General features: G+C 72.6%; 21 protein-coding genes. 8 read left to right on the top strand and 13 right to left on the bottom strand.

Annotation, left to right across the window (positions count from 1 at the left end; translation table 11 throughout):
* Positions 1-75: 75 nt before the first annotated feature.
* Positions 76-1386: an alpha/beta fold hydrolase gene (locus tag ACIP64_RS31585; RefSeq protein ID WP_401593336.1), complete on the top strand. Its 1311-nt coding sequence runs from the start codon at positions 76-78 to the stop codon at positions 1384-1386.
* On the opposite strand, the gene ACIP64_RS31580 is transcribed toward ACIP64_RS31585, so the two are convergent.
* Complete coding sequence (locus ACIP64_RS31580) at positions 1298-2539, bottom strand: DUF4192 domain-containing protein (RefSeq protein ID WP_401593333.1); 1242 nt, start codon at positions 2537-2539, stop codon at positions 1298-1300. The two genes, ACIP64_RS31585 and ACIP64_RS31580, sit on opposite strands and share 89 nt — an antisense overlap.
* 154 nt (positions 2540-2693) lie before the next feature.
* Between ACIP64_RS31580 and ACIP64_RS31575 the strand changes: the two genes are divergently transcribed.
* Both ACIP64_RS31575 and ACIP64_RS31570 read left to right on the top strand, forming a co-directional pair.
* Positions 2694-4853, top strand: coding sequence for a RecQ family ATP-dependent DNA helicase (locus ACIP64_RS31575; RefSeq protein ID WP_401593330.1), 2160 nt, complete (start codon positions 2694-2696; stop codon positions 4851-4853).
* 196 nt (positions 4854-5049) lie between these two features.
* Positions 5050-5646, top strand: coding sequence for a hypothetical protein (locus ACIP64_RS31570; RefSeq protein WP_401593328.1), 597 nt, complete (start codon positions 5050-5052; stop codon positions 5644-5646).
* Here ACIP64_RS31570 and ACIP64_RS31565 read toward each other — a convergent pair whose 3' ends face one another.
* The 3 genes from ACIP64_RS31565 to ACIP64_RS31555 form a co-directional block, all read right to left on the bottom strand.
* A complete protein-coding gene (locus tag ACIP64_RS31565; RefSeq protein ID WP_401593326.1) occupies positions 5647-6303 on the bottom strand; it encodes a hypothetical protein in 657 nt (218 codons plus the stop codon).
* 59 nt (positions 6304-6362) lie between these two features.
* Positions 6363-7058 carry a ribonuclease HII gene (locus tag ACIP64_RS31560; protein WP_401593323.1) on the bottom strand — a complete coding sequence of 232 codons (696 nt, stop codon included), beginning with the start codon at positions 7056-7058 and terminating at the stop codon, positions 6363-6365.
* A gap of 70 nt (positions 7059-7128) precedes the next feature.
* A complete protein-coding gene (locus ACIP64_RS31555) occupies positions 7129-7746 on the bottom strand; it encodes a TetR/AcrR family transcriptional regulator (protein ID WP_401593320.1) in 618 nt (205 codons plus the stop codon).
* A gap of 113 nt (positions 7747-7859) precedes the next feature.
* Here ACIP64_RS31555 and ACIP64_RS31550 point away from each other — a divergent pair, with 113 nt between their 5' ends.
* Entirely contained in the window at positions 7860-9407 is a 1548-nt protein-coding gene (locus ACIP64_RS31550) for an MFS transporter (protein WP_401593318.1), read from the top strand.
* Positions 9408-9463: 56 nt separating this feature from the next.
* On the opposite strand, the gene ACIP64_RS31545 is transcribed toward ACIP64_RS31550, so the two are convergent.
* The 3 genes from ACIP64_RS31545 to ACIP64_RS31535 all read right to left on the bottom strand — a co-directional run bounded on the left by ACIP64_RS31545 (position 9464) and on the right by ACIP64_RS31535 (position 12926).
* Positions 9464-11104 (bottom strand): DUF4153 domain-containing protein, encoded by a 1641-nt coding sequence (locus tag ACIP64_RS31545; RefSeq protein WP_401593315.1) that lies wholly within the window; start codon positions 11102-11104, stop codon positions 9464-9466.
* A gap of 188 nt (positions 11105-11292) precedes the next feature.
* Positions 11293-12204 carry an ADP-ribosylglycohydrolase family protein gene (locus tag ACIP64_RS31540; protein WP_401593312.1) on the bottom strand — a complete coding sequence of 304 codons (912 nt, stop codon included), beginning with the start codon at positions 12202-12204 and terminating at the stop codon, positions 11293-11295.
* Between the two features lie 56 nt (positions 12205-12260).
* Positions 12261-12926, bottom strand: coding sequence for a histidine phosphatase family protein (locus tag ACIP64_RS31535; protein WP_401593309.1), 666 nt, complete (start codon positions 12924-12926; stop codon positions 12261-12263).
* A gap of 190 nt (positions 12927-13116) precedes the next feature.
* On the opposite strand from ACIP64_RS31535, the gene ACIP64_RS31530 reads away from it, so the two are divergent.
* Positions 13117-13902 carry a VOC family protein gene (locus tag ACIP64_RS31530; RefSeq protein ID WP_401593306.1) on the top strand — a complete coding sequence of 262 codons (786 nt, stop codon included), beginning with the start codon at positions 13117-13119 and terminating at the stop codon, positions 13900-13902.
* A gap of 39 nt (positions 13903-13941) precedes the next feature.
* Here the strand turns inward: ACIP64_RS31530 and ACIP64_RS31525 are convergent, their stop codons facing one another.
* The gene (locus tag ACIP64_RS31525) at positions 13942-14550 is read right to left on the bottom strand and encodes a YdbC family protein (RefSeq protein WP_401593303.1); all 609 of its coding nucleotides are present in this window, start codon (positions 14548-14550) and stop codon (positions 13942-13944) included.
* 84 nt (positions 14551-14634) lie between these two features.
* On the opposite strand from ACIP64_RS31525, the gene ACIP64_RS31520 reads away from it, so the two are divergent.
* Both ACIP64_RS31520 and ACIP64_RS31515 read left to right on the top strand, forming a co-directional pair.
* Positions 14635-15039 carry a VOC family protein gene (locus ACIP64_RS31520; protein ID WP_401593300.1) on the top strand — a complete coding sequence of 135 codons (405 nt, stop codon included), beginning with the start codon at positions 14635-14637 and terminating at the stop codon, positions 15037-15039.
* A gap of 33 nt (positions 15040-15072) precedes the next feature.
* On the top strand, positions 15073-16104 hold the full coding sequence (locus ACIP64_RS31515; RefSeq protein WP_401593297.1) for a hypothetical protein: 1032 nt from the start codon (positions 15073-15075) through the stop codon (positions 16102-16104).
* A gap of 88 nt (positions 16105-16192) precedes the next feature.
* Here ACIP64_RS31515 and ACIP64_RS31510 read toward each other — a convergent pair whose 3' ends face one another.
* Positions 16193-19123: a vitamin B12-dependent ribonucleotide reductase gene (locus tag ACIP64_RS31510; protein ID WP_401593295.1), complete on the bottom strand. Its 2931-nt coding sequence runs from the start codon at positions 19121-19123 to the stop codon at positions 16193-16195.
* A gap of 127 nt (positions 19124-19250) precedes the next feature.
* Entirely contained in the window at positions 19251-19763 is a 513-nt protein-coding gene (gene nrdR / locus ACIP64_RS31505) for a transcriptional regulator NrdR (RefSeq protein ID WP_401593292.1), read from the bottom strand.
* Between the two features lie 592 nt (positions 19764-20355).
* On the opposite strand from nrdR, the gene lexA reads away from it, so the two are divergent.
* The gene (lexA, locus tag ACIP64_RS31500) at positions 20356-21126 is read left to right on the top strand and encodes a transcriptional repressor LexA (protein ID WP_319659169.1); all 771 of its coding nucleotides are present in this window, start codon (positions 20356-20358) and stop codon (positions 21124-21126) included.
* A gap of 111 nt (positions 21127-21237) precedes the next feature.
* On the opposite strand, the gene ACIP64_RS31495 is transcribed toward lexA, so the two are convergent.
* The 3 genes from ACIP64_RS31495 to ACIP64_RS31485 form a co-directional block, all read right to left on the bottom strand.
* A complete protein-coding gene (locus ACIP64_RS31495) occupies positions 21238-23247 on the bottom strand; it encodes an ATP-dependent DNA helicase (RefSeq protein WP_401593289.1) in 2010 nt (669 codons plus the stop codon).
* 94 nt (positions 23248-23341) lie between these two features.
* Positions 23342-24091 (bottom strand): GNAT family N-acetyltransferase, encoded by a 750-nt coding sequence (locus ACIP64_RS31490; RefSeq protein ID WP_401593286.1) that lies wholly within the window; start codon positions 24089-24091, stop codon positions 23342-23344.
* A 37-nt stretch (positions 24092-24128) separates the two neighbouring features.
* A complete protein-coding gene (locus ACIP64_RS31485; RefSeq protein WP_401593284.1) occupies positions 24129-25910 on the bottom strand; it encodes an IucA/IucC family protein in 1782 nt (593 codons plus the stop codon).
* Positions 25911-25913: the final 3 nt, after the last annotated feature.

The following is a 25913-nucleotide window of genomic DNA, read 5'->3' as shown; positions in this document are numbered from 1 at the left end:
CCGTGTGGGCACTCGGGTCACGCGCCGTCTACCGTTTCTGATCGGGAAATCGTTCGTATCAGCGGAAAGAGAGCCATGGCCGTCTACCGCCAGCCAGGGACCGTCATCACCGACCGCACCTTCCAGGTACCGCTCGACCACGCGGAGCCACGTGGCGAGCAGATCGAGGTGTACGCCCGCGAGGTCGTGGCGGTCGGCAAGGAACGGGAGCCATTGCCCTGGTTGTTGTTCCTTCAGGGCGGCCCGGGGGGCAGGTCGCCGCGGCCGCTGGGCCGCGACGGCTGGCTCACCCGGGCGCTGGACGACTACCGGGTGCTCCTTCTCGACCAGCGCGGCACCGGCCGTTCGACCCCTGCCAACCGGCAGACCCTGCCGTTGCGCGGCGACGCCGCCGCCCAGGCCCGGTATCTGGAGCACTTCCGCGCCGACTCGATCGTGCGGGACTGCGAGCTGATCCGCCGTGAACTGCTCGGCCAGAGCGTGCAGTGGAGCCTGCTGGGGCAGAGCTTCGGCGGCTTCTGCACGCTGACGTATCTCTCCGTCGCCCCCGAGGGGATTCGCGAGGCGTTCGTGACGGGCGGTCTCGCGGGTCTGCGCAGCAGCGCCGACGACGTCTACCGGGCGGCCTACCCCCGGGTGGAGCGCAAGGTGGAGGGGCACTACGCGCGTTACCCGGAGGACGCGGAGACGGTCCGCGCCCTGGCGCGGCACCTTCGGGAGCACGAGGTGACACTGCCGGGCGGCGGGCTGCTGACTGCCGAGGCGCTCCAGTCCCTCGGCCTGATGCTGGGCACGGGCACCGGCTCGCACACGCTGCACTATCTGCTGGAGGACGCGTTCCTGCCGGGCACCGGCCGTCCGCAGCTGTCCGACTCCTTCCTGGCCGAGGCGCAGGGCCATCTGTCCTTCGCGGGCAATCCGCTCTACGCGGTGCTGCACGAGTCGATCTACGGCCAGCGCTCCGTGTCGCCGCGGGGCACCGGCTGGGCGGCCGAGTCCGTGCGCGGCGAGTTCCCGCAGTTCGATGTGGACAAGCGGCTGGCGGACGACGCGCCGGTGCTGCTGACCGGGGAGATGATCTACCCCTGGATGTTCTCCGCCGACCCGGCGCTCGCCCCGCTGGCCGACACCGCCGAGCTGCTGGCCCGGCGGGAGGACTGGCCCGACCTGTACGACCCGCGCCAACTGGCGGTGAACGAGGTGCCGGTGGCCGCGGCGGTGTACCACGACGACATGTACGTCGACACGGCCGACTCGCTGGCGACCGCGCGGTCGGTGCGCGGTCTGCGGACGTGGGTCACCGACGAGTACGAGCACGACGGGCTCCGGGTGAGCGGCGGCCGGGTCCTCGACCGGCTGATCCGGCTGGCCCGCGGCGAGCTGTGAGAAGGGCGGCGCGGCGGGCCTGCCCGGCGCGCCGCCGGCGCAGGTAGCGGCGCAGCGGCTCGGGTGAGATCCCGTTGTTGACCGCCGCGTTGAGCAGCCGGGCAAAGGTGTAGTCGGGGGCGAGGTCCAGTGCGCGGCCGAAAGCGACGCGCGCGGTGGCCTCGTCCCCGGCGGCCCAGGCGACCCAGCCGGCCAGTGTCAGCGGTGCGGCGGCGTGCTCGTGGTAGGGCTCGACGCAGCGGCGGGCGAGTGCCCGCCACAGGCGCAGGGCGGGGTCGGTGTGCGGCGGGTCCATCCACTCCGCGGCCCGGTCGCGGGTGTCGCGGTCCTGCAGGCCGAGGATCATCGCGGCGGCCTCGTCGTCGCCCAGCAGGCCGTCGTCCCGCCGGTCGCCGATCGGTCCGTCGTCCTCGGGGTCGGCGACCCTGAACCGGTCCAGTGCCGCTTTGAGCAGCCGCAGCGTCGTACGCCGCACCTCGTCGGAGTCGTCGCGCTCCAGCATGCGCGGCACCAGTCCGGCGGCAGCCGCGTCCAGCGCCTCCTCCCGCGCGAGGGCTGCCGTCGATCCGCCCGGGGGCGGGGTGAAGCGGTCCTCGATCTCCTTGCGCGAGCCGCGCACCCGGATGCCCGCGTAGGCGGCCGCGGCCGCCATCACCGAGTCGCCGGAGGGCGGGACCGCCGCGCCTTCGGGAGGTCCGCACTCGCTTTCCGGGCAGGAGTACGACCACCAGCGCCCGGCGGACACGCACAGCGCCTCCACCACGGGCACGTCGAGACGGCCGCAGGCCACGCGCAGTCCCTGGGCCAGTGGCCGGAGCCGTTCCATGACCTGCCCGGGGGCCTCCCCCTCGGCAGGGTCCTGGACGAGGAAGAGCACGATGGCGTCGGGGTGGGCGCCGCGCTGGGCACTGCCGGTGACGAGGCAGTCGGCCAATTGCGCCGCCGCGTCGGGCCACTCGTCGGGGTTGCGGGGGATGCCCAGCCGGGCGCGGCCGCCGAAGCGGCCCCGTTCTCCGTGGAGGGCGATCAACAGGACACTGTCGTCCGGATGGAAGCCGACAAAGTACGGGAGCGCGGCGGCGAGTTCGGCCGGGCTGCGCAGGGTGACCTTCGGGTCGTCGGAGGGACGGGAGGATGCGGTGTGCTGAGTCATGATCCGAAGGTGGCGCACGGCGTGGATCTCCGCCAGACCCCTCCCGAACCTGTGGATAAACCAGTCATATCACCGTAATAACTCAGAGTGAGTTATCCACAGGACCGGTGAGGGCGGTTGGCACGGTGTCGGTGTCATCGGGTTGCATGGGGGCATGACCACCGCACTGCGCACCACCGCCGACACGATCCTCAGCCGGCTCGTCGGGGACCCGACGGGCACCGCCCGCCTGCGCGAGGACCAGTGGCGCGCGGTCGAGGCGCTGGTGGCCCAGGGCCGCCGGGCCCTGGTCGTCCAGCGCACGGGCTGGGGCAAGTCCGCCGTCTACTTCGTGGCCACGGCGCTGCTGCGCGAGCGCGGCAGCGGTCCGACCGTGATCGTCTCCCCGCTGCTCGCCCTCATGCGCAACCAGATCGACGCCGCCGAACGGGCCGGCATCCGGGCCCGGACGATCAACTCGGCCAACCCCGAGGAATGGGACACCGTCCAGGCCGAGGTCGCCGCCGGAGAGGTCGACGTCCTGCTGGTCAGCCCGGAGCGGCTCAACAATCCCGACTTCCGCGATCAGGTCCTGCCCAAACTCGCCGCCACCACCGGGCTGCTCGTGGTGGACGAGGCGCACTGCATCTCCGACTGGGGCCACGACTTCCGGCCCGACTACCGCCGGTTGCGCACGATGCTCGCCGACCTGCCGCCGGGCGTCCCCGTCCTCGCCACCACGGCCACGGCCAACGCACGCGTGACGGCCGACGTCGCCGAGCAGTTGGGCACCGGCGATCACGAGGGTGCGCTCGTCCTGCGCGGGCCGCTGGACCGCGAGAGCCTCTCGCTCGGCGTCCTGGAGCTGCCGGACGCCGCGCACCGGCTCGGCTGGCTCGCCGACCACCTCGGCGACCTGCCGGGCTCCGGCATCATCTACACGCTCACCGTGGCGGCCGCCGAGGAGGTCGCGGCTTTCCTGCGGCAGCGCGGGCACGAAGTGGCGGCGTACACGGGCCGCACCGAGGACGCCGACCGGCGGGCCGCGGAGGCGGCGCTGCTGCGCAACGAGGTCAAGGCGCTGGTCGCGACGTCCGCCCTCGGCATGGGATTCGACAAGCCCGACCTGGGCTTCGTGCTCCACCTGGGCTCGCCCTCCTCCCCCATCGCCTATTACCAGCAGGTCGGCCGCGCCGGCCGCGGCGTGGACCACGCGGAGGTCCTACTGCTCCCCGGCCCGGAGGACGAGGCGATCTGGCGCTACTTCGCGTCCCTCGCCTTCCCGCGCGAGGAGCAGGTCCGCCAGACCCTCGCGCTGCTGGCGGAGGCGGCGGCGCCGATGTCCGTGCCCGCCCTGGAGGCCCGGGTGGATCTGCGCCGCACCCGGCTGGAGACCATGCTGAAGGTGCTCGACGTGGACGGCGCCGTCCGCCGGGTGCGCGGCGGCTGGACGTCCACCGGGGAGCCCTGGGCGTACGACACCGAGCGCTACGCCTGGGTCGACCGCCAGCGCAAGGCGGAGCAGCAGGCCATGCGCGAGTACGCCACGACCACCTCCTGCCGTATGGAGTACCTGCGGCGCCAGCTCGACGACGAGGAGGCCGCACCCTGCGGCCGCTGCGACAACTGCGCGGCCCCGCGCCACTCCGCCGAGGTGTCCCGCGAGGCGCTCGAATCCGCCCGGGCGGCCCTCGGCCGCCCCGGGGTCGAGGTCGAACCGCGCCGGATGTGGCCCACGGGGCTCCCGTCCGTGGGCATCGACCTCAAGGGCCGAATTCCCGCCGGCGAACAGGCGGAACCCGGCCGTGCCCTCGGACGGCTCTCCGACATCGGCTGGGGCAACCGGCTGCGACCGCTCTTCGCAGTGAACGCCGCGGACGGCCCCGTGGCGGACGACGTGGTCGGCGCCGTGGTCACGGTACTGGCGGACTGGGCCCGGGGACCGGGCGGCTGGGCCAGTGGCGGGCCCGACGCACCGCCCCGCCCGGTCGGTGTGGTGACCGTCGCCTCGCACACCAGGCCGCAGTTGATCGCCTCGCTCGGGCAGCGCATCGCCGACGCCGGGCGCATGCCGCTGCTGGGACAGCTGGCCCACACCGGAGACGTCGAGCCCTCACGCGTGCCGCGCAGCAACAGCGCCCAGCGACTGCGCGCCCTGCACGAGGCGTTCGCCGTTCCGCCCGCTCTGGCCGAAGCGATCGCGGCCGTGCCCGGACCGGTCCTGCTCGTCGACGATGTCACCGAAACGGGCTGGACCCTGGCGGTCGCCGCGCGACTGCTCCGCAGGTCCGGTGTTACGGCCGTGTTTCCGCTGGTCCTGGCGCTGCAAGGCTGATCCGTCGTCATATGCTGGACAGCTCGCGGGGATCTATGCGGCGGACGGCGCGATAACCGGCACATCGACCAATTGACCGTTGCCGCTCGCGAGTGCGCCAGCGAGAATTGGGGGCGTTCCCCGTTCGGCTCCTCGAGCCCCCCGACCGGCATGCGCCCGCGCACCCGGTCTCGGACGCATACCCGAAGGGAGGATCGTGGCCATGGGCTTCGCTCCGGAGACCACTTCCGGCACGTCCTCCCGCGCCGTCCGCCGGGTTCGCACCCTGGAACCGGCCGAGTGGATCGCCTCGGGATTCCCGCTGCTGATCAGCCCGCGCGACGTGGTCAAGGACCTGCACGCGCGCCACCTCCCCGCCCCGGGCACGGCGGTGATCGCGGTCCTGTCGCCCGACGGACGGCTGACGGCCAGTGCCTCGTTCGCCCAGCGCGAGGGCGTCGTCGACGGATGGGAGCGCCGCAACGCGATCCTGTCCCACCTGCGCCGGGTCACCCCGGACGACCTGCGGCGGCGTACGCCGGTGCGCACCACGGTCCTTCTGGTGTGCCGGGAGGGCGGCGCCGAGTGGACCGAGGCGGACGGTGCGTGGGCATGGGGCCTGCGGGACGCGTGCTCGCTGCACGGACTGCGCCCCGGCTCCTACATCACCCTGACCGAGGACGGCTGGCGCGTGTACGGCGAGGCCCGGGTCGGGCGCACCCCCAACGCCTCGTCCTGGTCCGGAGAACAGCACGGCGCAGCGGCCCTGCGTCCCGGGGGGACACCGGCCCTGCGCCGCGCGGCGGCCCGCTGATCAGGCGGTCGCGCCGAGCAGTCCGTTGATCCGCTGGGGGTCGCCGCACACGATCAGCAGGGCGCCGGCCCGCCGCACCGCCGAGGGCAGCAGCGCTGCCAGGACCTCGTCCGAGCCGCCGTTGACGGCGACGACCACGACCGGACGGCCCTGGGCGCGCTCCGCGTCGTGAGCCGCGTAGAAGACGTCGTCACCGGCGTCGTGCTGCGCCCAGTAGGACGCCTCGCCGAAGCTCAGCTCGTGGGCGGCCCAGGGGTGCTGCTCGCCGGTGGTGAGCACCAGGACCTCGCCGGGCGCCCGGCCGCTGTCGAGCAGCAGGTCGACGGCCTCGTCGGCGGCGTCGAGCGCGCCCTCGACCGGAGCAGGGATGAGCTGGATCTGCGCCGCCGTCGCACCGGCGGAGCCGGTCTGTGCGACCTCGGCTTCCCGTGGCGACCGCGGCTGCGGCGGAACGGCCGGACCGCGGGCGGGGCCGGGGCGACCGGGCCGGGCGCTGCCCGCAGTGCCGCCGCGCGGTGGCGCTGGACGCGGGGACGCGGGACGGGGGCCGGGGGCCGGTACGGGGCGGGGGGTCGACGCGGACCGGCCGGCGGCCGGGGCTACGCGAGAACCCGGGACACTCTCGTGAATCTGAGGCTCCTCGGGGATGAGAGGCATGTGCTGATGTCTATCAAATGCACCGGAACAGCGCATCGGCGGGTAGGTCACAACTCGGCTCAGAAATCGAAGCCGAGCTGCTCACCTGTCTCCCCCGCCTCCACGGTCTCCCGGACTTTCTTCAGGTGTTGCCAACGCGGCAGCGTATCGAGATATGCCCAGGACAGCCGGTGGTGGGGGGTGGGCCCCAGCTCCGCCAGCGCGGCACGGTGCACCGGCGAAGGGTACCCGGCATTGTCGCCGAAGCCGAACGGAGCATAGTCGATGCCCAGTTCGGCCATCATGGCGTCCCGGCGCACCTTGGCGATCACGGATGCGGCGGCCACGGCGACGCAGGACTGGTCGCCCTTGATGACCGTCCGCACCCGCCACGGGCCGCCGAGGTAGTCGTGCTTGCCGTCGAGGATGACCGCGTCGGGCCGTACGGGCAGGGCCTCCAGGGCACGCGTCGCCGCGAGCCGCAGTGCGGCCGTCATCCCGAGGTCGTCGATCTCCTCGGGCGAGGCGTGGCCGAGGGCGTAGCTGTTCACCCAGCCGACGAGTACGGCGGAGAGTTCGCCCCGGCGCTTGACGGTGAGGAGTTTGGAGTCGGTGAGCCCGTCCGGCGCCCGCCGCAGTCCGGTGACGGCCGCGCAGACGGTAACCGGTCCGGCCCAGGCTCCCCGGCCGACCTCGTCGACGCCCGCGACGACCTTGGCGCCGAGTGTCGCGCGCAATGAGCGCTCGACGCTGTGGGTGGGAGGTTCACGAACCATGACAGGGCCCACCCTACGCTTCCGCGCGGTACGGTCCGAGGCCGGGTCCCGCGCGTCCACGCGCGCCTCGTCAGGGGCGGAGCAAGGGCAGCATCACCTGGTCGACGACCTCCACGAGGTCGTGTTCGGAGATCTCGCGTCCGCCCATCTTCGAGCGGTACATCATCAGGGCGGGCACGACGTCGGCGACGATGTCGCCGGTGGCGTCCGGGCGCACTTCCCCGCGTCCCACTCCGCGCCGTACGACGTCCAGGATGCGGTGCTTGGTGGGTTCGACGACGCCCTCGACGACCAGCCGCACGAAGCAGTGCGCGGTCTCCTGGTCGGACTCGTCGATGACGGCGCGCAGGGCGAGTCCGCTCTGCGAGTACATCGCCTCGCGCATTCTCAGCACGAGGAAGAGCAGGTCCTCGCGCAGGCTGCCGAGGTCCGGCACATCGGGGACGGCGGGGAGCGCGGCCTGGAGCGCGTCGGTGGCCAGGGCCTGCTTGGACGGCCAGCGTCGGTAGACGGCCGCCTTGCCGGTCTGGGCGGCGGACGCCACGCCTTCCATGGTCAGCCCCCGCCAGCCGACGGTGCTCAGCTGCTCCAAGGCCGCTGTGAGGATGGCCCGTTCCAGCACCGGACCGCGGCGGCGCGGCGCGACCTGCTTGGACGGCTCCGTTGCCGCCTTGCGCGACATGACCATGGCACCTTCTCGGCTTTCTCGCTTCTAGTGAACGCTTGCGTTCACTAACAGACCCACTCTACTGTCGTCCATAGTGAACGCGACCGTTCACTAGCCATCGTCTGGGGGATCTTGTGACGACTGAGCAACTCACCTCACCACCCACGCCCGGCGCCGCGCGACGCGGCGGCAGGCCGGGTGTCGCACTCGCCGTGATCGCGGCCTGCCAGCTCATGGTCGTGCTGGACGCCACGATTGTGAATATCGCGCTCCCGCACATCCAGGGCGCACTCTCCTTCTCCACGACCGACCTGTCCTGGGTGCTCAACGCCTACACCCTCACCTTCGGCGGCCTGCTGCTGCTCGGCGGGCGGGCCGGCGACATCCTGGGCCGCCGCAGGGTGTTCGTCTTCGGCATCCTGCTGTTCTCGCTCGCGTCCCTCCTCGGGGGCTTCGCCCAGGAGCCGTGGCAGCTGCTCGCGGCGCGCTCCCTGCAGGGTGTCGGCGGCGCGATCGCCTCGCCCACCTCGCTCGCCCTCATCACCACGAACTTTCCCGAAGGCCCCGAACGCAACCGCGCGTTCGGCGTCTTCGCCGCGGTCTCCGCGGGCGGCGGCGCGGTGGGCCTGCTGGCGGGCGGCATGCTCACCGACTGGCTCGACTGGCGCTGGGTGTTCTTCGTCAACGTGCCCATCGGCCTGCTGATCGCCTTCCTGGCACCGCGCTGGATCAACGAGTCGCAGCGGCATCCCGGCCGCTTCGACATCGCCGGCGCGGTGACGTCGACCCTCGGCATGGCCTCCCTGGTCTACGGCTTCATCCGGGCGGCGAGCCAGGGCTGGCGGGACGGGCTCACGGTCGGCGCGTTCTGCGCGGCGGTGGTGCTGCTGATCTCGTTCGTCCTGATCGAGCGTCGCGCGAAGGAACCCATCACCCCGCTGCGGATGTTCGCCGACCGCAACCGCTCCGGCACCTACGTGATGATGCTGAGCCTGGCCGCGGGGATGTTCGGCATGTTCTTCTTCATCGTCCTCTTCGTGCAGAACGTGCTCGGCTACAGCGCCATCGCGGCCGGTTTCGCCTTCCTCCCGGTCACCGTGGCGATCGTGACGGGGGCGGGACTCTCCACCCGCTTCCTGCCGGTGCTCGGGCCGAAGCCCTTCCTGGTCACGGGCTCGACGCTGGCCGGCATCGGCATGGCCTGGCTGACCTTCATCGACCCGGGCAGCAGTTACGTGGGCGGTGTGCTGGGCCCGATGGTGATCTTCGGCTTCGGCATGGGCCTGAACTTCGTGACGCTGACGCTGACCGCCGTCTCCGGGGTCGCCCAGCACGAGGCGGGCGCGGCCTCCGGACTGCTCAACGCCATGCAGCAGGTGGGCGGTTCGCTGGGCCTGTCGATCCTGGTGACGGTCTTCGGCACCGCGAGCCGCGACCAGGCGACCGAGACGGTGCCGCAGTTCCTCGCCGGGGCGACCCCGGCGCAGAAGGCGGAGTTCCTGCGGACGCGCGAACTGCCGGCTCCCTGGTCGCACGAGGTGCTGGCGCACGGCATCTCCACCGCCCTGTACGCCGCCGTGGCCCTGGTCCTACTGGCCCTGGCCACCGCGCTGTTCGTCATCCGGGTGCGCAGGAGCGACCTGGAGGCGCTGAGCGGCACGGCGGGGACACCGGCCGCCTGACGGCACCCCGCCGCCCGGCCCGAGGGGAGGCCGGGGCGGCGGTGCGCCGGGCCCCATCAGGGCACTTCGATGCGGTACCCGTCGAGTCCCGCCCGCGAGCAGGCGTCGGAGGGGTCCACCGGGCGCGCGGCCAGCACCGAACGGGCCCGGCTCTCGCCGAGGCTCCTGGCGTACCAGGGATCGCCGCCGCCGCGCAGGTCGTGCGCCAGCGTCTGCAGCGCGCAGGAGCGCTGCGGCTCCGGCAGCCGGTCGAGCGCCGGGACCGCGTCGGCGGACAGGTCCTGGAGGTAGACCAGGTCGATGCGTCCGGTGTTCTCGTACCGGGTGACCTGCTGCTCGGCGATGAGGGCGTCCGGACCCGAGAGGCCGAAGACCAGGAAGCCGACGGCCGCGCTCGCCACCACCGCCCGCGGCAGCCAGCGGGCGCCGAGCACCCCGGCCGCCATGATCAGCACGATCAGCAGCCCCAGCCACAGTTCGACGCCGGCCACGGAGATCCGCATCCGCGTCAGCCCGTAGGCGCCCACGTACAGCTCCATGCGGCGCAGTGCGGAGGCGACCACGACGAGCGTCAGCACGCAGATCGCGCCGAGGACCGAACGCACCAGCAGGCGGTCGCCGTCCCCGCCCCGCGGCGCCCAGCGCAGCGCCAGGCCGATCACCGCGATGGTCAGCAGGGTGACGATCAGCAGTTGCCAGAAGCCCTGCCGGGCGTACTGCGCGTACGTCAGCCCGGTCTCCGCCAGCACCTTCTGGTAGCCGCCGAACAGCACGGTGAGCTGCACGGCGTTGAAGACGGCGAACAGCACGGCGAGGACGACCAGCGGCAGCGCCCACTCGGCCCGGCCGCGGGCGCGGCCGGGCCTGACCTTGACGCGGTCGAAGCGGCGCGGTGCCGCGGCCGTGTACGCGGCGGCCAGGGCGCCCAGCAGGCCGAGGGCGAACATCACGACGCGCAGGGGGAAGTCGCCGAGCGTCATGTCGGGGACGATGCCGCTCAGCAGGTCGGCGAAGGCGGCGTCCGCCCCGGCGAACAGCGCGCCGAAGACGACGAGCAGGACAACGGCGACCACGACCGCCTTGGCCATGGGCAGCCAGCGCTGCCGGTTGCCCGCGGTGCGCTCGCGCAGGCCGCGCATCGCCCAGCCGGTACCGGGCACCACGGACGCCCACACGCCGAGGCTCCCCAGCAGCACGCCCGGCCAACGGCGGCCGCCGTGCAGGGCGAGCGAACCCACGGCGAAGAAGGCGAGGACCGCGAGAAAGGCCGGCCAGCCGGCGTCGCGCAGCGCGGGGACGAGCAGCAGGCCAAGGGCCGTGACCGCCCACACCAGGGTCCACGCGCGCGGGCGGCGGCCGCGCACGACGGCCGCGACGGCGGCGGCGAGCGCGGCGGGCAGGGCGGTCAGCAGGAGGTTGACGCCGATGCCGTCGCGCAGGAGCACGGCGGCCACGAGACCGGTGCAGACGGCGATCCAGAGGACCGCCGCGGGCACGGCGGACGGTGCCTTCACGCGGCTGTCGATGATCCACTGCGGAGGGGGCGGCGGGGGCGGCGGCGTCCAGGGATGCGGCTGCACCGGGGCACGGCCGCCCGGGCGGGCCTGTGGATACGCCGGCAGGGCCGGCGGCCGGGCGGAGTGCGCGGTGCCGTGCGGCGGCCGCTGCGGCGCGGCGCCCTTCGGTACGTCGGACATGAGGACCCCTCCCCACCGGTCGCATGCCGATGACGCGGCGCGGGACCGGAGCTTGTCAGCGCCCCGGGAAGATCGCCGGGGCAGCGTGGCCGACAGGCTATGCGCCGTGGTCCGGGGCGCACAGGCGCCGAGGAACTCCCTGGCCCGTCTGTGACAGGGCCGTGACAGTGGAGGGGTTTCCGCCGCGCTCAGGCGGCGGACAGCCACTCCGGCAGCGGTTCACAGCGTTCCCGCCACGCCCGCGGCGGCTCGCCGTCCGGCCGGGCCGCGACGATGCCGCCGACGATGGCACAGGTCGTGTCGACGTCACCGCCCGCCCGGGCGGTGGTCCAGAACGCGCGCTCGTAGTCGCCGAGCCCCCGGACCGCGGCCCACAGCGCGAAGGGGACCGTGTCGTGCGCGCTGGTGCGCCGGCCGCAGCCGAGTACGGCGGCGACGGTGGCGACGTCGTCGTAGTCGAGCATGTCCACGGCGCGCCGCAGCCCCGCGTGGATGGCGCTGCGCGGCAGGAGCCCGACGACGGACGTGAGCAGCGCGGCCGGATCGGCCGGGGCGCCGGGTGCGGCGACCAGGGCGGCGGCAGCGGCGACCGCCATGGCGCCGGCGACCGCCTCGCGGTGCTGGTGGGTGGTGTACGCGGACAGCTCCGCCTGCTCGGCGGCCTTCTCCGGCTCGCCCGCGAACCACGCCCCGAGCGGCGCGACGCGCATGGCCGCGCCGTTGCCCCAGGAGCCCTGACCGTTGAACATCTCGGCGGCCAGCGTGCGCCAGTCACCGTTCTCCTGCCGGATCAGCCGCAGCATGCGGTTGACCGCGGGGCCGTAGCCGCGGTCGAAGTCGTGGTGGGCGGCGAAGGACGCGGCCAGCGCGTCCTGGTCCACGGCGCCGTGCGCGGACAGGACAGCGAGGACCGAGCAGGCCATCTCGGTGTCGTCGGTCCACTGCCACACCCCGGCCGGCAGCGTGCCGCTCTGCAGCGCGGGGTAGTGCGCGGGGACGAAGAACTGGGAGCCCAGGGCGTCGCCGACGGCGAGTCCTCGCAGGCTGGCGAGCGCGCGGGAGCGCGAGGCATCAAAAGGATCAGAGGGATCAGCGGTCATGGCGCCCAGAACTCTGACATCCCGTGTCATCGGGGTCAATCGTCCTGTGCGCAATATCACTCGTGATATCTCGCCAGGTCGGAGACAGTGGTGCGCCAGCGTGCGAAGGGCCGGTCGAGCCGGTAGCGGCCGTCCGGCTCGGCGAGCAGCACGCGGAACTCTCCGTTGTCCGGATTGGACAGGCACTCGAACTCGTCGACCGTCCAGTGGAACCACCGCATGCAGAACAACCGCATGGTCAGCCCGTGCGTCACCAGGAGCACGTTCGGCGGGAACTCCGGCTTGTCGAAGGCCCGGTAGAGCGTCTCCAGGAACGCCCCGACCCGGTCGTACACGTCCGCCCCGGACTCGCCCTGCGCGAAACGGTAGAAGAAGTGGCCGTACGCGTCCCGGGCCTTGCGCTGCCGCTGCACGTCCTCGGCGTCCTGGTAGTTGCCCCAGTCCTGCTCGCGCAGCCGGGGCTCCTCCCTGGCCCGGGTGCGGCGCGGGTCGAGTCCCAGCAGGTGGAAGGTCTCGTGCGTGCGGCGGTACGGGGAGACGAAGGCCTGGACCCGTTCGTCGCCGAAGAGCCCGCGCAGTTCCCCGCCCGCGGCACGGGCCTGCTCCTCGCCCTTGAGGGTGAGGTTGAGCGCGTGGTCGGGGACCCGCTCGTAGATCGTGTCGTCGGCGTTTCCCTGGGACTCCCCATGACGGATGAGCACAATGCGACGCGGTCGAGCCATGGCCTCACTGTAATTCGTGCACCCCCGCGCGGGCACGGCGGTCCGCCCACCGGGCATCGCGGCCGGCCGGGCCTCCTGACCTCGGCGGAACCCACGTCCGGCCGAGGGCGGCGGCCCCGATTGTCAGTGGTCGGTCCCAGACTGAGGATTGAAGAGGGAGCCCTTGGCGGCACCCCGGTTGGAGGCCGCAATGAAGACCACCGCGTTCGTATCCGGCACACCCTGCTGGACCGATCTGAGCAGTCCCGACATCGAGGCCTCGCGCGCCTTCTACGGCGGCCTGTTCGGCTGGGAGTCCGAGCCGGGGCCCCCGGAGGCGGGGGGCTACACCTTCTTCACCCTGCGCGGCGAGCCCGTGGCCGCCGTCGGGCCGGTGATGGCGGAGGGCGACCGGCCCCGCTGGATCACCTACATGGCGACCTCGGACGCCGAGGCCACGGCCAAGGCGGTGCAGGCCGCGGGAGGCGCCGTCTCCGTGGCGCCGATGGCCGTCTTCGACCAGGGCGGCTTCGCGCAGTTCACCGACCCGCACGGTGCGGAGTTCGCCGTCTGGCAGCCGGGGAGGTTCAAGGGCGCGGGGCTGCTGAACGAGCCGGGGGCGTTCAGCTGGATCGAGCTCAACACCCGCGACGTGGAAGCCTCCCGCAGGTTCTACGGGGACGTCTTCGGATGGACGGGCGAGACGCATCCCTTCGCCGGCGACAGCACGTACACGGAGCTGGAAGTGGAGGGCGGCGGCGGCCCGTTCGGCGGCATCCTGCTCATGAACGACGCCTGGCCCGCGGAGATACCCCAGCACTGGATGCACTACTTCGCCGTCGAGGACACCGATGCGGCCGCCGCGCGGGCCGCGGAGCTCGGCGGCGGCGTCTCGGTGGCGCCCTTCGACCTGCCGCACGTGGGACGCATCGCGGTCCTCGGCGATCCGCACGGCGCCTACTTCTCCGTGATCACCCGCCCCGCAAAGGAGGACTGACCGGGCGGCTCCGAACCGCTGCGCGCGAGCCGTCCGGCCTCAGACCGACCAGGACTGCTCCAGGTCGACGACGTCGCCGGCGACCGCGAGCACGTCCGCTTCCAGCTCCGCGCGCTGCGAGAGCCGGGCGACCGAGCCGTCGCGGTACTTGCCGCGCTCCGCGGCCGAGTCCCACATCGACAGGGTCAGGAAATCGGACTCGGGACCCTGCGCGAACACACCGCGCAGCATGCCCGGCGAGCCGGCCATCGCCGGGTTCCAGACCTTCTGCTGCATGAGGACGAAGTGGTCCGCCCGGTCCGGCCGCACCTTGCAGTGGGCCAGCCTGAGCAGGTCGCTGTCCGCGAAACGGGGGCGGAAGCCGATCTTGACGTCCAGGCGGTGCTCGAAGAGTTTCACGCCGAGGCTCTCGTACGTGTCCGCCTGCGGTGTCGCGAAGCGGTCGTGGGGCCCGGCCATGAAGGCGTCGTAGTACTCGCGGTCCTCCCAGAAGGCGAAAAGGTGCGCGACACCCGGCTGGCTGCGGCTCCAGCCCCCGCCCTGCCCCCGGAAGCCCGGCTCGCCGGGGAGTCCGTTGGCCCATTTCCGCTGTCCGCGCTCGAAAGCAGCCCGATCGAGGACGCCACAGCGAATCCACTTCACCAGCACCGCGCCATCCTATGGCCCACCAGCGGCCATTCCGCCCCTCAGGGAAATCAACTACCCCATGGGACAAGCCAATACGATCACGGCATGGATGCCCTGTACCCGCGGCTGCTCGTCGAGGACTTCGACACCGCCGTCCGCTTCTGGACCGCCGCCCTGCGCGACCTGCTCGCGACGGAGCCCGTCAAGGTGCTCCCGGAAGCCGGCTACGCCAACTGGGACCTCGGCGGACAGGCCGCCCTCACCCTCTTCTCCCGCACCGCGATCGCGCGGACGATCGGCACGGAGTCGCTGCCCGCGCGCGCTCCCGTCCAGGACGCGGCGATGCTCGTGCTGCGGGTCGACGACGTCCACTCCGCGACCGGGACGCTCGCGGCCCACGGCGCCGAGGTCCTCGCCGGACCGCAGGACCGCCCCGACTGGGGACCGAACCTGCGCACCGCCCACCTCCGCACGCCCGACGGCACCCTCGTCGAACTCCAGTCGTACTGATCCCGGCAGCCCGCCAGCCCCGAAGGAGTCCCGATGGTGAGGACCACGCCGCCCCGGCCGATCGACGTCGCTGCCGTGTTCCCCGAACTGGCGCCGCTGGCACGGCAGGCCGTTCGCCTGCATCCTCGGCCGGGCCTGCCGACGGTCCACGAGAGCTCGGTCGGCGGGCCCCTGCTCTGGCCCGTCGGCGAGGACTGGCCCGCGTGCGACGACGCACACGAGCACTGGGACCCGCCGGTTTCGCCGGACGACGTCCGCCGGTCCCGGGATCTGCTGGAAGAGGCGTGGCTCCGGCCCCGCTCTCCGCAGGAGGACCTCCTCACCGCGGAGCAGCGCGCGTACCTCGACACGCTGCAAGAAGGGCATCCTCCGCACAGCGGACCCAATCCGCTGCTCCCGGTCGCCCAGCTGTATCTGCGCGACGTGCCGGGGCTGTCCGGCCCCGACGGGGCCGACGTCCTCCAAGTGCTGTGGTGCCCGCTCGACCACGAGGACGCCCTGCCCACGGCCCGCCTGGTCTGGCGGAACTCCTCCGAGGTCCACGAGGTGCTCACGGAGCCGCCCGTCCCGCTCGACGTCGACCACTACGGCAACTACGTGCCTGAGCCCTGCGTGCTGCACCCCGAGGCCGTCACCGAGTACCCGGCGCCGCTCCAACTGCCCGGCGAACTCGCGCGGCGCCTCCACGACTGGGGACGCGCCGAATGGGCCGCGCTGCACCCGGAGGACGCCGGCCACGATGGCAGCGCGTACTACCAGTACGAGCACAGCGTTGCCCCCGGCTGGAAGGTGGGCGGTTGGGGTCCGTGGAGCTTCAGCGACCCGTCGCCGCTGAACTGCGACATGTGCGGCGCGGAATACCGGCCGCTCCTGACCGTCTCCTCCGGCGAGTGGGACGGAGGAAGCGGCAGCTGGATCCCGCTCGAGGACCGCGACCGCACCGGCCCCGCGGGGCTCCGGCGGCCGTCCGACCCCCCGATGGTCCAGATAGGCCGCGGCTACAACCTGCAGATCTACAGCTGCCCCACGTCCTTCGACCACCCCCACCTCGAGAACATGCAGTGACGCCCGAGGTGCCCTGCCGCCTGCCGCAAAGCACGTGTCCCCCCGAAGCCCTCGGGGCTTCGGGGGGACACGTCAGGGGCGGTCGGGCTCAGCTGCAGCCGCTGGTCGAGCCGCAGCCCTCGCAGAGGTAGCAGCTGCCCGCGCGGCGCATCTTCGTACCGCAGGAGAAGCAGAGCGGGGCATCGGCGTTGAGGCCGAGCTGGATCTCCAGCAGTTCGGTCGAGTTGTGCGCGGTCTTCGGCGCCGGGACCGTCGCGGCTTCCGCCACGGCGGCCTCAGGAGCCGCGGCCGGCTTGGCCGACGGGGCCTCGCTCTGGCGCGGCGCGGACTGGGCCAGGCCCTCGACGTCGACCTCCTCGTCGGCCGCCGGCTCGTAGGAGCCGGTGTCGAGGTGGCGGCGGCGCTCCCCGGCGGAGTGGATGCCGAGCGCGGAGCGGGTCTCGAAGGGCAGGAAGTCCAGCGCCAGGCGGCGGAAGATGTAGTCGACGATCGACTGGGCCATCCGCACGTCCGGGTCGTCGGTCAGACCGGCCGGCTCGAAGCGCATGTTGGTGAACTTCGAGACGTAGGTCTCCAGCGGCACGCCGTACTGCAGGCCGACGGAGACGGCGATGGAGAAGGCGTCCATCATGCCCGCGAGGGTCGAGCCCTGCTTGGACATCTTGAGGAAGACCTCGCCGAGACCGTCGTCCGGGTAGGAGTTGGCGGTCATGTAGCCCTCGGCTCCGCCCACCGTGAAGGAGGTGGTGATCCCCGGACGGCCCTTGGGGAGCCGGCGGCGGACGGGGCGGTACTCGACAACCTTCTCGACCGCGGCGGGGGCGGCGGCCTCGACGACGTCGGCCTTCTTCTCCTCCGCCTTCTTCTTGGCGGAGAGCGGCTGGCCGACCTTGCAGTTGTCGCGGTAGATCGCGAGCGCCTTCAGGTCGAGCTTCCAGCCCTGGTAGTAGATCTCCTCGATCTCCTCGACGGTCGCCGACTCGGGCATGTTGACCGTCTTGGAGATGGCGCCGGACAGGAACGGCTGGGTCGCGGCCATCATCCGGACGTGGCCCATCGGCGCGATGGAGCGCTCGCCCATGGCGCAGTCGAAGACCTCGTAGTGCTCGGTCTTCAGCCCGGGGGCGTCGAGGACGCTGCCGTGCTCGGAGATGTGGGCGACGATCGCCTCGATCTGCTCCTGCTGGTAGCCCAGGCGGTGCAGGGCCTGCGGGACCGTGTTGTTCACGATCTGCATGGAGCCGCCGCCGACCAGCTTCTTGAACTTGACCAGGGCGAGGTCGGGCTCGATGCCGGTGGTGTCGCAGTCCATCATCAGGCCGATGGTGCCGGTGGGGGCCAGCAGGGAGGCCTGGGCGTTGCGGAATCCGTTCTGCTCACCGAGGCGCAGGACGTCCTGCCAGGCCTCGGTGGCCGCGGCCCAGACCGGGGTGTCCAGGTCGTCCATGCGCGTGGCGACGGCGTTCGCGTCGGAGTGCTGCTTCATGACGCGGTTGTGGGCGGTGGCGTTGCGGGCGTAGCCGTCGTACGGGCCGACGACCGCGGCCAGCTCGGCGGAGCGCCGGTACGACGTGCCGGTCATCAGCGAGGTGATGGCGCCGGCGAGCGCGCGGCCGCCCTCGGAGTCGTAGGCGTGGCCGGTCGCCATCAGCAGGGCGCCGAGGTTGGCGTAGCCGATGCCCAGCTGGCGGAAGGCGCGGGTGGTCTCGCCGATCTTCTGGGTCGGGAAGTCGGCGAAGGAGATGGAGATGTCCATCGCGGTGATGACGAGCTCGACGACCTTGGCGAAGCGCACGGCGTCGAAGCGCTGGGTGCCCTTGCCGTCGTCCTCGAGGAACTTCATCAGGTTGAGCGAGGCGAGGTTGCAGGACGAGTTGTCCAGGTGCATGTACTCGCTGCAGGGGTTGGACGCGGTGATGCGGCCCGTCTCCGGCGTGGTGTGCCAGTGGTTGATGACGTCGTCGTACTGGATGCCGGGGTCGGCACAGGCCCAGGCGGCCTCGGCCAGCTTGCGGAACAGCGCCCTGGCGTCGACCTCCTCGATGACCTCGCCGGTCATGCGGGCACGCAGGCCGAACTTCTCGCCGTTCTCGTACGCCTTCATGAAGTCCGCGTTCACACGGACGGAGTTGTTGGCGTTCTGGTACTGGACGGACGCGATGTCGTCGCCGCCCAGGTCCATGTCGAAGCCCGCGTCGCGCAGGGCGCGGATCTTCTCCTCCTCCTTCACCTTGGTCTCGATGAAGGCCTCGACGTCGGGGTGGTCGACGTCGAGCACGACCATCTTGGCAGCGCGCCGGGTGGCACCGCCGGACTTGATGGTGCCGGCGGAGGCGTCGGCGCCGCGCATGAAGGAGACCGGGCCGGAGGCGTTGCCGCCGGAGGAGAGCAGCTCCTTGGAGGAGCGGATGCGGGAGAGGTTCAGGCCGGCGCCCGAGCCGCCCTTGAAGATCATCCCCTCTTCCTTGTACCAGTCGAGGATCGACTCCATGGAGTCGTCGACGGAGAGGATGAAGCAGGCGGAGACCTGCTGCGGCTGGGCGGTGCCGACGTTGAACCAGACCGGGGAGTTGAAGCTGAACACCTGGTGGAGCAGTGCCCAGGTCAGCTCGTGGTCGAAGATCTCGGCGTCGGCGGGCGACGCGAAGTAGCCGTGGTCCTCCCCGGCCTTGCGGTAGGTCCGCACGACACGGTCGATGAGCTGCCGCAGGCTGCTCTCGCGCTGCGGCGTGCCGACCGCGCCGCGGAAGTACTTGCTGGTGACGATGTTGACCGCGTTCACCGACCAGGAGTCGGGGAACTCCACGCCGCGCTGCTCGAAGTTGATCGAGCCGTCGCGCCAGTTGGTCATGACGACGTCACGACGCTCCCAGACCACCTCGTCGTAGGGGTGCGTCCCCGGGGTGGTGTGGATGCGCTCGATGCGCAGACCCTTGGCGGGCGCCGTGCCCGCGCCGCCCGCAGCCTTGCCGGACTTGGCGCGGGAACCCCGTGCCGGGCCGCTCGTCGTCTCTGTCATGTGCCGCCTCCCATTACAGGCATTACATCTAAAACGCCTTGAAGCGCCGCGATCTTCCCGCGGCGATGCTGTTCCACGGCCGGAACACCCTTGCGGGCGCCCGGCAAATCTGAGTTGTCCGCCGGTCCTAGTCGGCGGTGGCGACGGGCGAGGGGACAGCGCCGTCCCGGTCCCGTCCGCCGGTGTCGGTCGGTGACCTCCGGTCGCGCAGTTCGGCGATCGCGGCCTCGAAGTCCTCGAGCGTGTCGAAGGCCTGGTAGACCGAGGCGAAGCGCAGATAGGCGACGAGGTCCAGGTCCTTCAGCGGGCCGAGTATGGCCAGGCCGACGTCGTGGGTCGACAGCTCGGCGCTGCCCGTGGCGCGCACCGCCTCCTCGACGCGCTGCCCGAGCTGGGCGAGTGCGTCCTCGGTGACGGGGCGGCCCTGGCAGGCCTTGCGGACTCCGGCGATGACCTTGTTCCGGCTGAAGGGTTCGGTGACCCCGCTGCGTTTGATGACCATCAGCGAGGCCGTTTCCACGGTGGTGAAGCGGCGGCCGCAGTCGGGACACTGCCGGCGGCGGCGGATCGACGTGCCGTCGTCGGTGGTCCGGCTGTCGACGACGCGGCTGTCGGGGTGTCGGCAGAAGGGGCAGTGCATCGGTTCCCTCTCCCTCCCTCACCCACGGTGAGCGCACGACGTCATGACGCGGGGAACCCCCTGGGGCCTCGCGAAGCAGCCACAAGCATAGGCGATCCGGGAGGGCCCGAAGACCCGGGGACCACTACTTGTGGGGCCTGCCCCCTATCCAACCACTAGATCTGGTGGCTCGGGGGTCATGTGCGCCAATCCGGCGGAGCGCGTGTCGCGGCTCGCCGACGGGACGGGAGCCTACGCGACACCACGCCTCACGGGAGCGGCGGGGCGGAAGTGACACACTGGGTGTACGGATCGTCACGGGTCGCGCATCATGGAACCCGGGGCGCCGGGGGTGAACGGCGGGGAACTCCGGGAGAACGGCGGGCCGACGGCGGGGAGCGGGGGCGGGCGTCACACGGCCGCGATCCCGTCCGCACGAGGGGGATTGGGCGGCGGAATCCCGGGAAGAATCGAATTCATATTCGATCTATATCATCGACCGCTTGATCTTGTCAGTGGAACTGTGGAAATTCACTCGAACGTGTGTTTGGCGCAACCTTTCGAAAGCAACTACCGTTGTCTTACTAGGGAGAACATCTCGAGAGGGGCCGCCGTGACCACCACCGCCGACAGCGCCACACTGACCGCCCATGACCGCCCCCAGGACCGGCTACGCCCGATGGATGCGATGAACGACGAGACCACCAAGCCCGCACGTGCGCTCCCCGGACGACCTCCTGGAATCCGCGCGGACAGTTCCGGACTGACCGACCGGCAGCGCCGGGTCATCGAGGTCATCAGGGACTCGGTGCAGCGCCGCGGGTACCCGCCCTCCATGCGGGAGATCGGCCAGGCCGTGGGCCTGTCGAGCACCTCGTCGGTCGCCCATCAGCTGATGGCCCTGGAACGCAAGGGGTTCCTTCGCCGGGACCCGCACCGCCCCCGCGCCTACGAGGTGCGCGGCTCCGACGCCGCGCAGGCGCAGCCGACCGACACCGCGGGCAAGCCCTCCGCGTCGTACGTGCCGCTGGTCGGCCGGATCGCCGCCGGTGGCCCGATCCTGGCCGAGGAGTCGGTCGAGGACGTCTTCCCGCTCCCCCGCCAGCTGGTGGGTGACGGCGAACTGTTCGTGCTCAAGGTCGTCGGCGACTCGATGATCGAGGCCGCCATCTGCGACGGGGACTGGGTGACGGTGCGCCGTCAGCCCGTCGCCGAGAACGGCGACATCGTCGCCGCGATGATCGAGGGCGAGGCCACGGTCAAGCGCTTCAAGCGCGAGGACGGCCATGTCTGGCTGCTTCCGCACAACTCCGCGTACCAGCCCATCCCGGGCGACGAGGCGACCATCCTCGGCAAGGTGGTGGCGGTGCTGCGCCGGGTCTGACCCACGACCCGCCCGTGACCGGGCCCCGGGACCTCTGCGCCGGTTCCGGGGCTCGTCTGTGCACGGGCGGACGGGGTGCGGCGGGCCACTGGGACGGGGCCCGCGCCCCGGTCAGACCACCTGCGCCTCGTTGGCCTTCGCGGCCGCGTCGATGGCGGCGAGCGACCTGCGGACCTGATTGCGGTCCGTGGTCTGCCAGAAGTCCGGCATCGACGCCTTGATGAAGCTGCCGTAGCGGGCCGTGGCGAGCCGCGGGTCGAGGACGGCGACCACGCCCCGGTCCCCGGCCGCACGCACCAGGCGGCCGGCCCCCTGGGCCATCAGCAGCGCCGCATGGGTGGCGGCGACCGCCATGAAGCCGTTGCCGCCCTTCTCCTCCACCGCCTTCTGACGCGCGCTCATCAGCGGGTCGTCCGGACGGGGGAAGGGAATCCGGTCCATCACCACCAACTGGCAGCTGTCCCCCGGCACGTCCACGCCCTGCCAGAGCGACAGCGTGCCGAACAGGCAGGTGCCGGGGTCGGCGGCGAAACGGCGGATCAGCTCACCCAGCGTCTCCTCGCCCTGGAGCAGCACCGGGTGGTCGATCCGGCCGCGCAGCGCCTCGGCGGCGGCCTGGGCCGCGCGCATCGAGGAGAACAGCCCGAGGGTGCGGCCCCCGGCGGCCTCGATCAGCTCGGTCAGTTCGTCCAGCATGTCCTCACGGCCGCCGTCGCGTCCGGGCTGGGAGAGATGCCGGGCGACGTAGAGGATGCCCTGCTTGGGGTAGTCGAAGGGCGAGCCGACGTCGAGGCCCTTCCAGACCGGGAGTTCGTCCTCGCCCTCCGCGGCCACGGTGCCCTCCGGCGGGAGCCCGAGCGAGGCCGCGACGCCGTTGAAGTCGCCGCCCAGGCGGAGGGTGGCCGAGGTCAGCACGACGGAGCGCTCGGTGAACAACTTCTCGCGCAGCAGCCCGGACACGCTCAGCGGTGCCACCCGCAGCGAGGCGCCGAAACGGTCGTGGCGCTCGTACCAGACCACGTCCCACTCGGAGCCCTCGACGATGCGCTCGGCGACCTCGTGGACGTTCTCGGCCGAGGCGAGCGCCATCTTGCGGACGGCGTCCTCGTCCTGCACGGAGCGGTCGCGGGTCTCGCCGAGCGAGGTGATGACCAGCCGGCAGGCGTCGCGCAGCGCCATCAGGGCGTAGCGCAGGTCCTCCGGCAACTCCTCCAGCCGCCCGGGCAGGGCGAGTTCCATCAGCCGCTCGAAGCCCTCGGAGGCGCTCATCAGCGCGTCCGCGGCCTTCTCGTTGACCAGTTTGGCGGCGAGTCTGACGGTGCGGTTGACCCGGCCGGGGGCGAGCTCGCCGGTGGCGACACCGGTGACCCGGGAGACGAGTTCATGGGCCTCGTCGACGATCAGCACCTCGTGGGAGGGCAGGACCGGCGCGCCTTCGAGCGCGTCGATCGCCAGCAGCGCGTGGTTGGTGACGACGACGTCGGCGAGTTTGGCGCGCTCGCGGGCCGCCTCGGCGAAGCACTCGGCGCCGTACGCGCAACGGGTGGCGCCCAGGCACTCCCGGGAGGTGACGGCCACCTGCTGCCAGGCGCGGTCGGACACGCCCGGGGTGAGGTCGTCGCGGTCACCGGTCTCGGTCTCGTCCGACCAGTCCCGCAGCCGCAGCAGGTCCTGGCCCAGCTTGCTGGTCGGCGCCGCGGCCTCGAACTGGTCGAAGAGGCCGGGCTCGTCCGACTCCTCCTCCCGCGGCACGCCCTCGTGGAGCCGGTGCAGGCACAGGTAGTTCGACCGGCCCTTGAGCATCGCGAACTGCGGCTCGCGCCGCAGGAGCGGGCGGAGCGCGGTGACGGTGCGCGGCAGGTCGCGTTCGACGAGCTGGCGCTGCAGCGCCAGGGTCGCCGTGGCGACGACCACGCGCTCCCCGTGCGCCAGGGCGGGCACCAGGTAGCCGAGGGACTTGCCGGTGCCGGTGCCGGCCTGGACCAGTAGGTGGGAGCCGTCGTCCACGGCTTCGGCGACGGCTTCGGCCATGCTGACCTGGCCGGGGCGCTCCACGCCGCCGACGGCGGTGACGGCGGCGTGAAGAAGGTCGGTGAGGGCGGGCTTCGAGGGCTGTGTCATAGCAGGACCACCCTACGGGGCGGCACCGACAACGCAGGCGGCCACGGAATTCCCCGGTGCCCGGCACCCCGCGCAGTCCGCCTCGGCCTCCGCCTCAGAGGACGTGCCGCAGCGCCCGGTCGCGGATCAGCAGGGCGGCCCGCTTGCCGGGCAGCTGCACCTCCGCTGAGAACCGGAACCCCGCCGCGAGGAAGGCCGACACCGAGGGCGTGTTGCGCAGATCGGGCTCGGCGACCACCCGGGCGCAGCTCGGGCGGTGCTCCAGGACGTGGTCGGCGACCGCGCGCAGCAGGGTGCCGCCGAGGCCGCGCGCGCGGTCGCCGACGCGGCCGATGAGCAGGTGGAGCCCGGTGTCGTGGGGGCGGGCCGGGTAGTGGCGGGCGAGGGGGTCCAGGTCGGCGCGGTAGATCTCCCAGTAGCTCATGGGGACGCCGTCGAGCACGCCGATGCACGGCACGCTGCGTCCGTCGCCGTCGAGCTGGCCCCGCAGGTGCCGCTCGGCGACCGCCGGGGCGCCCGAGAGCTGCCAGAACGCGGCGACGGCGGGATCGTTCATCCAGCGGCTGACCACCGGCAGGTCGCGCTCGGGCCGGGCGGGGACGAGGTGGAAGGTCCCGGCCGGAGTGTCCACCGGGCCCCAGTCGGCGACCCCGTCGAGGAGGTCGTCCAGGGCGGCGGGGCAGCCCGCGCGGTCGTCGGCGGTGACGTCCTCCGCGAAGAGGGCGCGCACCTCGGGGGGCAGCTCCAGGTCCAGGGTGTCGTCCTGGGCGGGAGCACCCGGCGCTTCCGGGGCCGCGGTGCGGCCGGTGCGTCCGGCGTGGGTGTTGGAGTCGGCGGCCGTCATGGCGGCTGCGGCCTCCTTCCTTCGTGGCCTCCCGCGGTCAGGCGCGGAGGGGGTTGGGGACGGTGACGTACACGGACTGGGTGTCGACGGGGCCGACGAGTTCGTCCAGGCCGTGCAGCCGGGTGAGCAGGTTGGCCTTGCAGCGCAGCTCGGGTGCCTCCAGCAGCAGGCCCGGCAGCGGGGACCGGCCGCCCGCGGCGGCCTTGCCGAGGAAGCGGCGGAAGGCGGCCAGCAGGACCCGCTCGTCGGCCAGGCGCTGGGAACCGAAGGCGCCGATGAGGCCGAGGACGTTGTTGATGCCGAGGTAGTAGGCGAGGCGCTCGTCGGCGACGGTGTCCGGCACAAAGGTGTCGCTTTCCGCTCCGGCACCGGGCAGGCGCGCCTCCAGGGCGGTGCGGGCGCTCTCGCGGAAGTAGTAGCCCTGGTTGTCGCGGTAGCGGCCGCCGGCCGGCCAGCCGTGGGCGTCCAGCACGACGAGGGTGTTCTGCTGGTGGGCCTCCAGGGCGATGCCCGCCTCGCCGTCGAGCCACAGCACCGGGCGCACGACCGCGTCCAGGTAGCGCAGGAACCACTCGGCCGACACCGCCGCCGCGGGGCGTCCGCTGCGGGCCGCCAGCCCCCCGACGAGTTCGGCGAGGCGCGAGGTCATGCCCGGTCCCCCGTCGGGCGCGGGCCGGGGAGCGGTGAGGCCGGCGAGGCAGGCCACGTCGTCGCCGGGCCCGAAGGGGTTGTGCCGTACGACGACGTCGAGACCGCGGACGGGGGCGCCGCCGTCCGGGGCGTCGACGGCGAGCCACGCGGGATCGCGGACGATGTCGAAGCCCGGGTGCGCCAGGTGCCAGCGCTCGGCGAGGCCGGCCCGGAGCAGGCGGTGCACCTCGACGCCCCGGTGGAGCTCCTTGCGGAGGTTCTCGCGGCGGGAGTTGGTGATGCGTACGGCGAGGGAGAGCTTGAGCATCGCGGCCGTGCCGGGCCGCAGGACCGTCCGCACGGAGGACGTCGGGTGCCAGGGCTCGCCGGCCGCGCCCAGGTCGTGCAGCAGGCCGGCCTCCACCAGGGCGCGCACCTCGGGCCGGTGCGCGAGGTCGCGGGCCTGCCAGGGGTGCAGCGGCAGCGGGACGGTGCCGGGCGGGAGCCGCCGGACGACGTCGGGGCCCGCCAGGGCGGCGATCAGGCGGGCGGCCGGCACGGTGCGGCCGCGCTCGGTCCACGCCGAGTCGTGGGCCAGGACCGCGCGGTCCACCGCCGCCCAGTGCAGGGCGAAGGACCCGCGGTGCTCGGGCGCGTAGGCGGCCGATTCGGCCTCCGTCAGTCCTTCGCGGCTCTTGGGCGTGGGGTGCAGGGGGTGGCCGAGCACGAGGGCCTGCTCGGCGTCGAGGAACGGGGTCGTGCCGGGGGGCGCGGCCGGCCGTGCCCGGCGTTCGGTGACGATCGCCGCGGTCCTGCGGACGGAGTCCGCCACCCGTGCCACCAGGTCGGTGCCGTCGGGTCCGGGGACGGCGGCCTCCCGGGCGAGCAGTGCGGCCAGGGTGACGGCGTCCACCGCCCGGCCCCCGGCGGCCGGACGCGGGGCGCCGAATCGGTGGTGGCCGGTGGGCGACCAGTGGCGGACCGGCACACGCAGTTCGGTGCCGGTGACGGGCAGCGGCACGCACAAGGTGTCGCCCTGCGGCGCCGGCAGGCCCGTCTCGCGTGCCCAGCACCGCAGCAGGGCCTCGCTGCCGGCCGCGTCGGCGACGGCGTACGGCTCGTCGGCCTCCTCGTGCCGGGCCTGCGGGGGGACGGTGGCCGTGGTCCCGGGGGCGGGGCGTGCGGTCATGCG

It is taken from the genome of Streptomyces sp. NPDC088733 (genome assembly GCF_044751185.1).
Taxonomy (GTDB): Bacteria; Actinomycetota; Actinomycetes; order Streptomycetales; family Streptomycetaceae; genus Actinacidiphila.
This window is presented reverse-complemented; position numbering and strand designations above follow the sequence as displayed.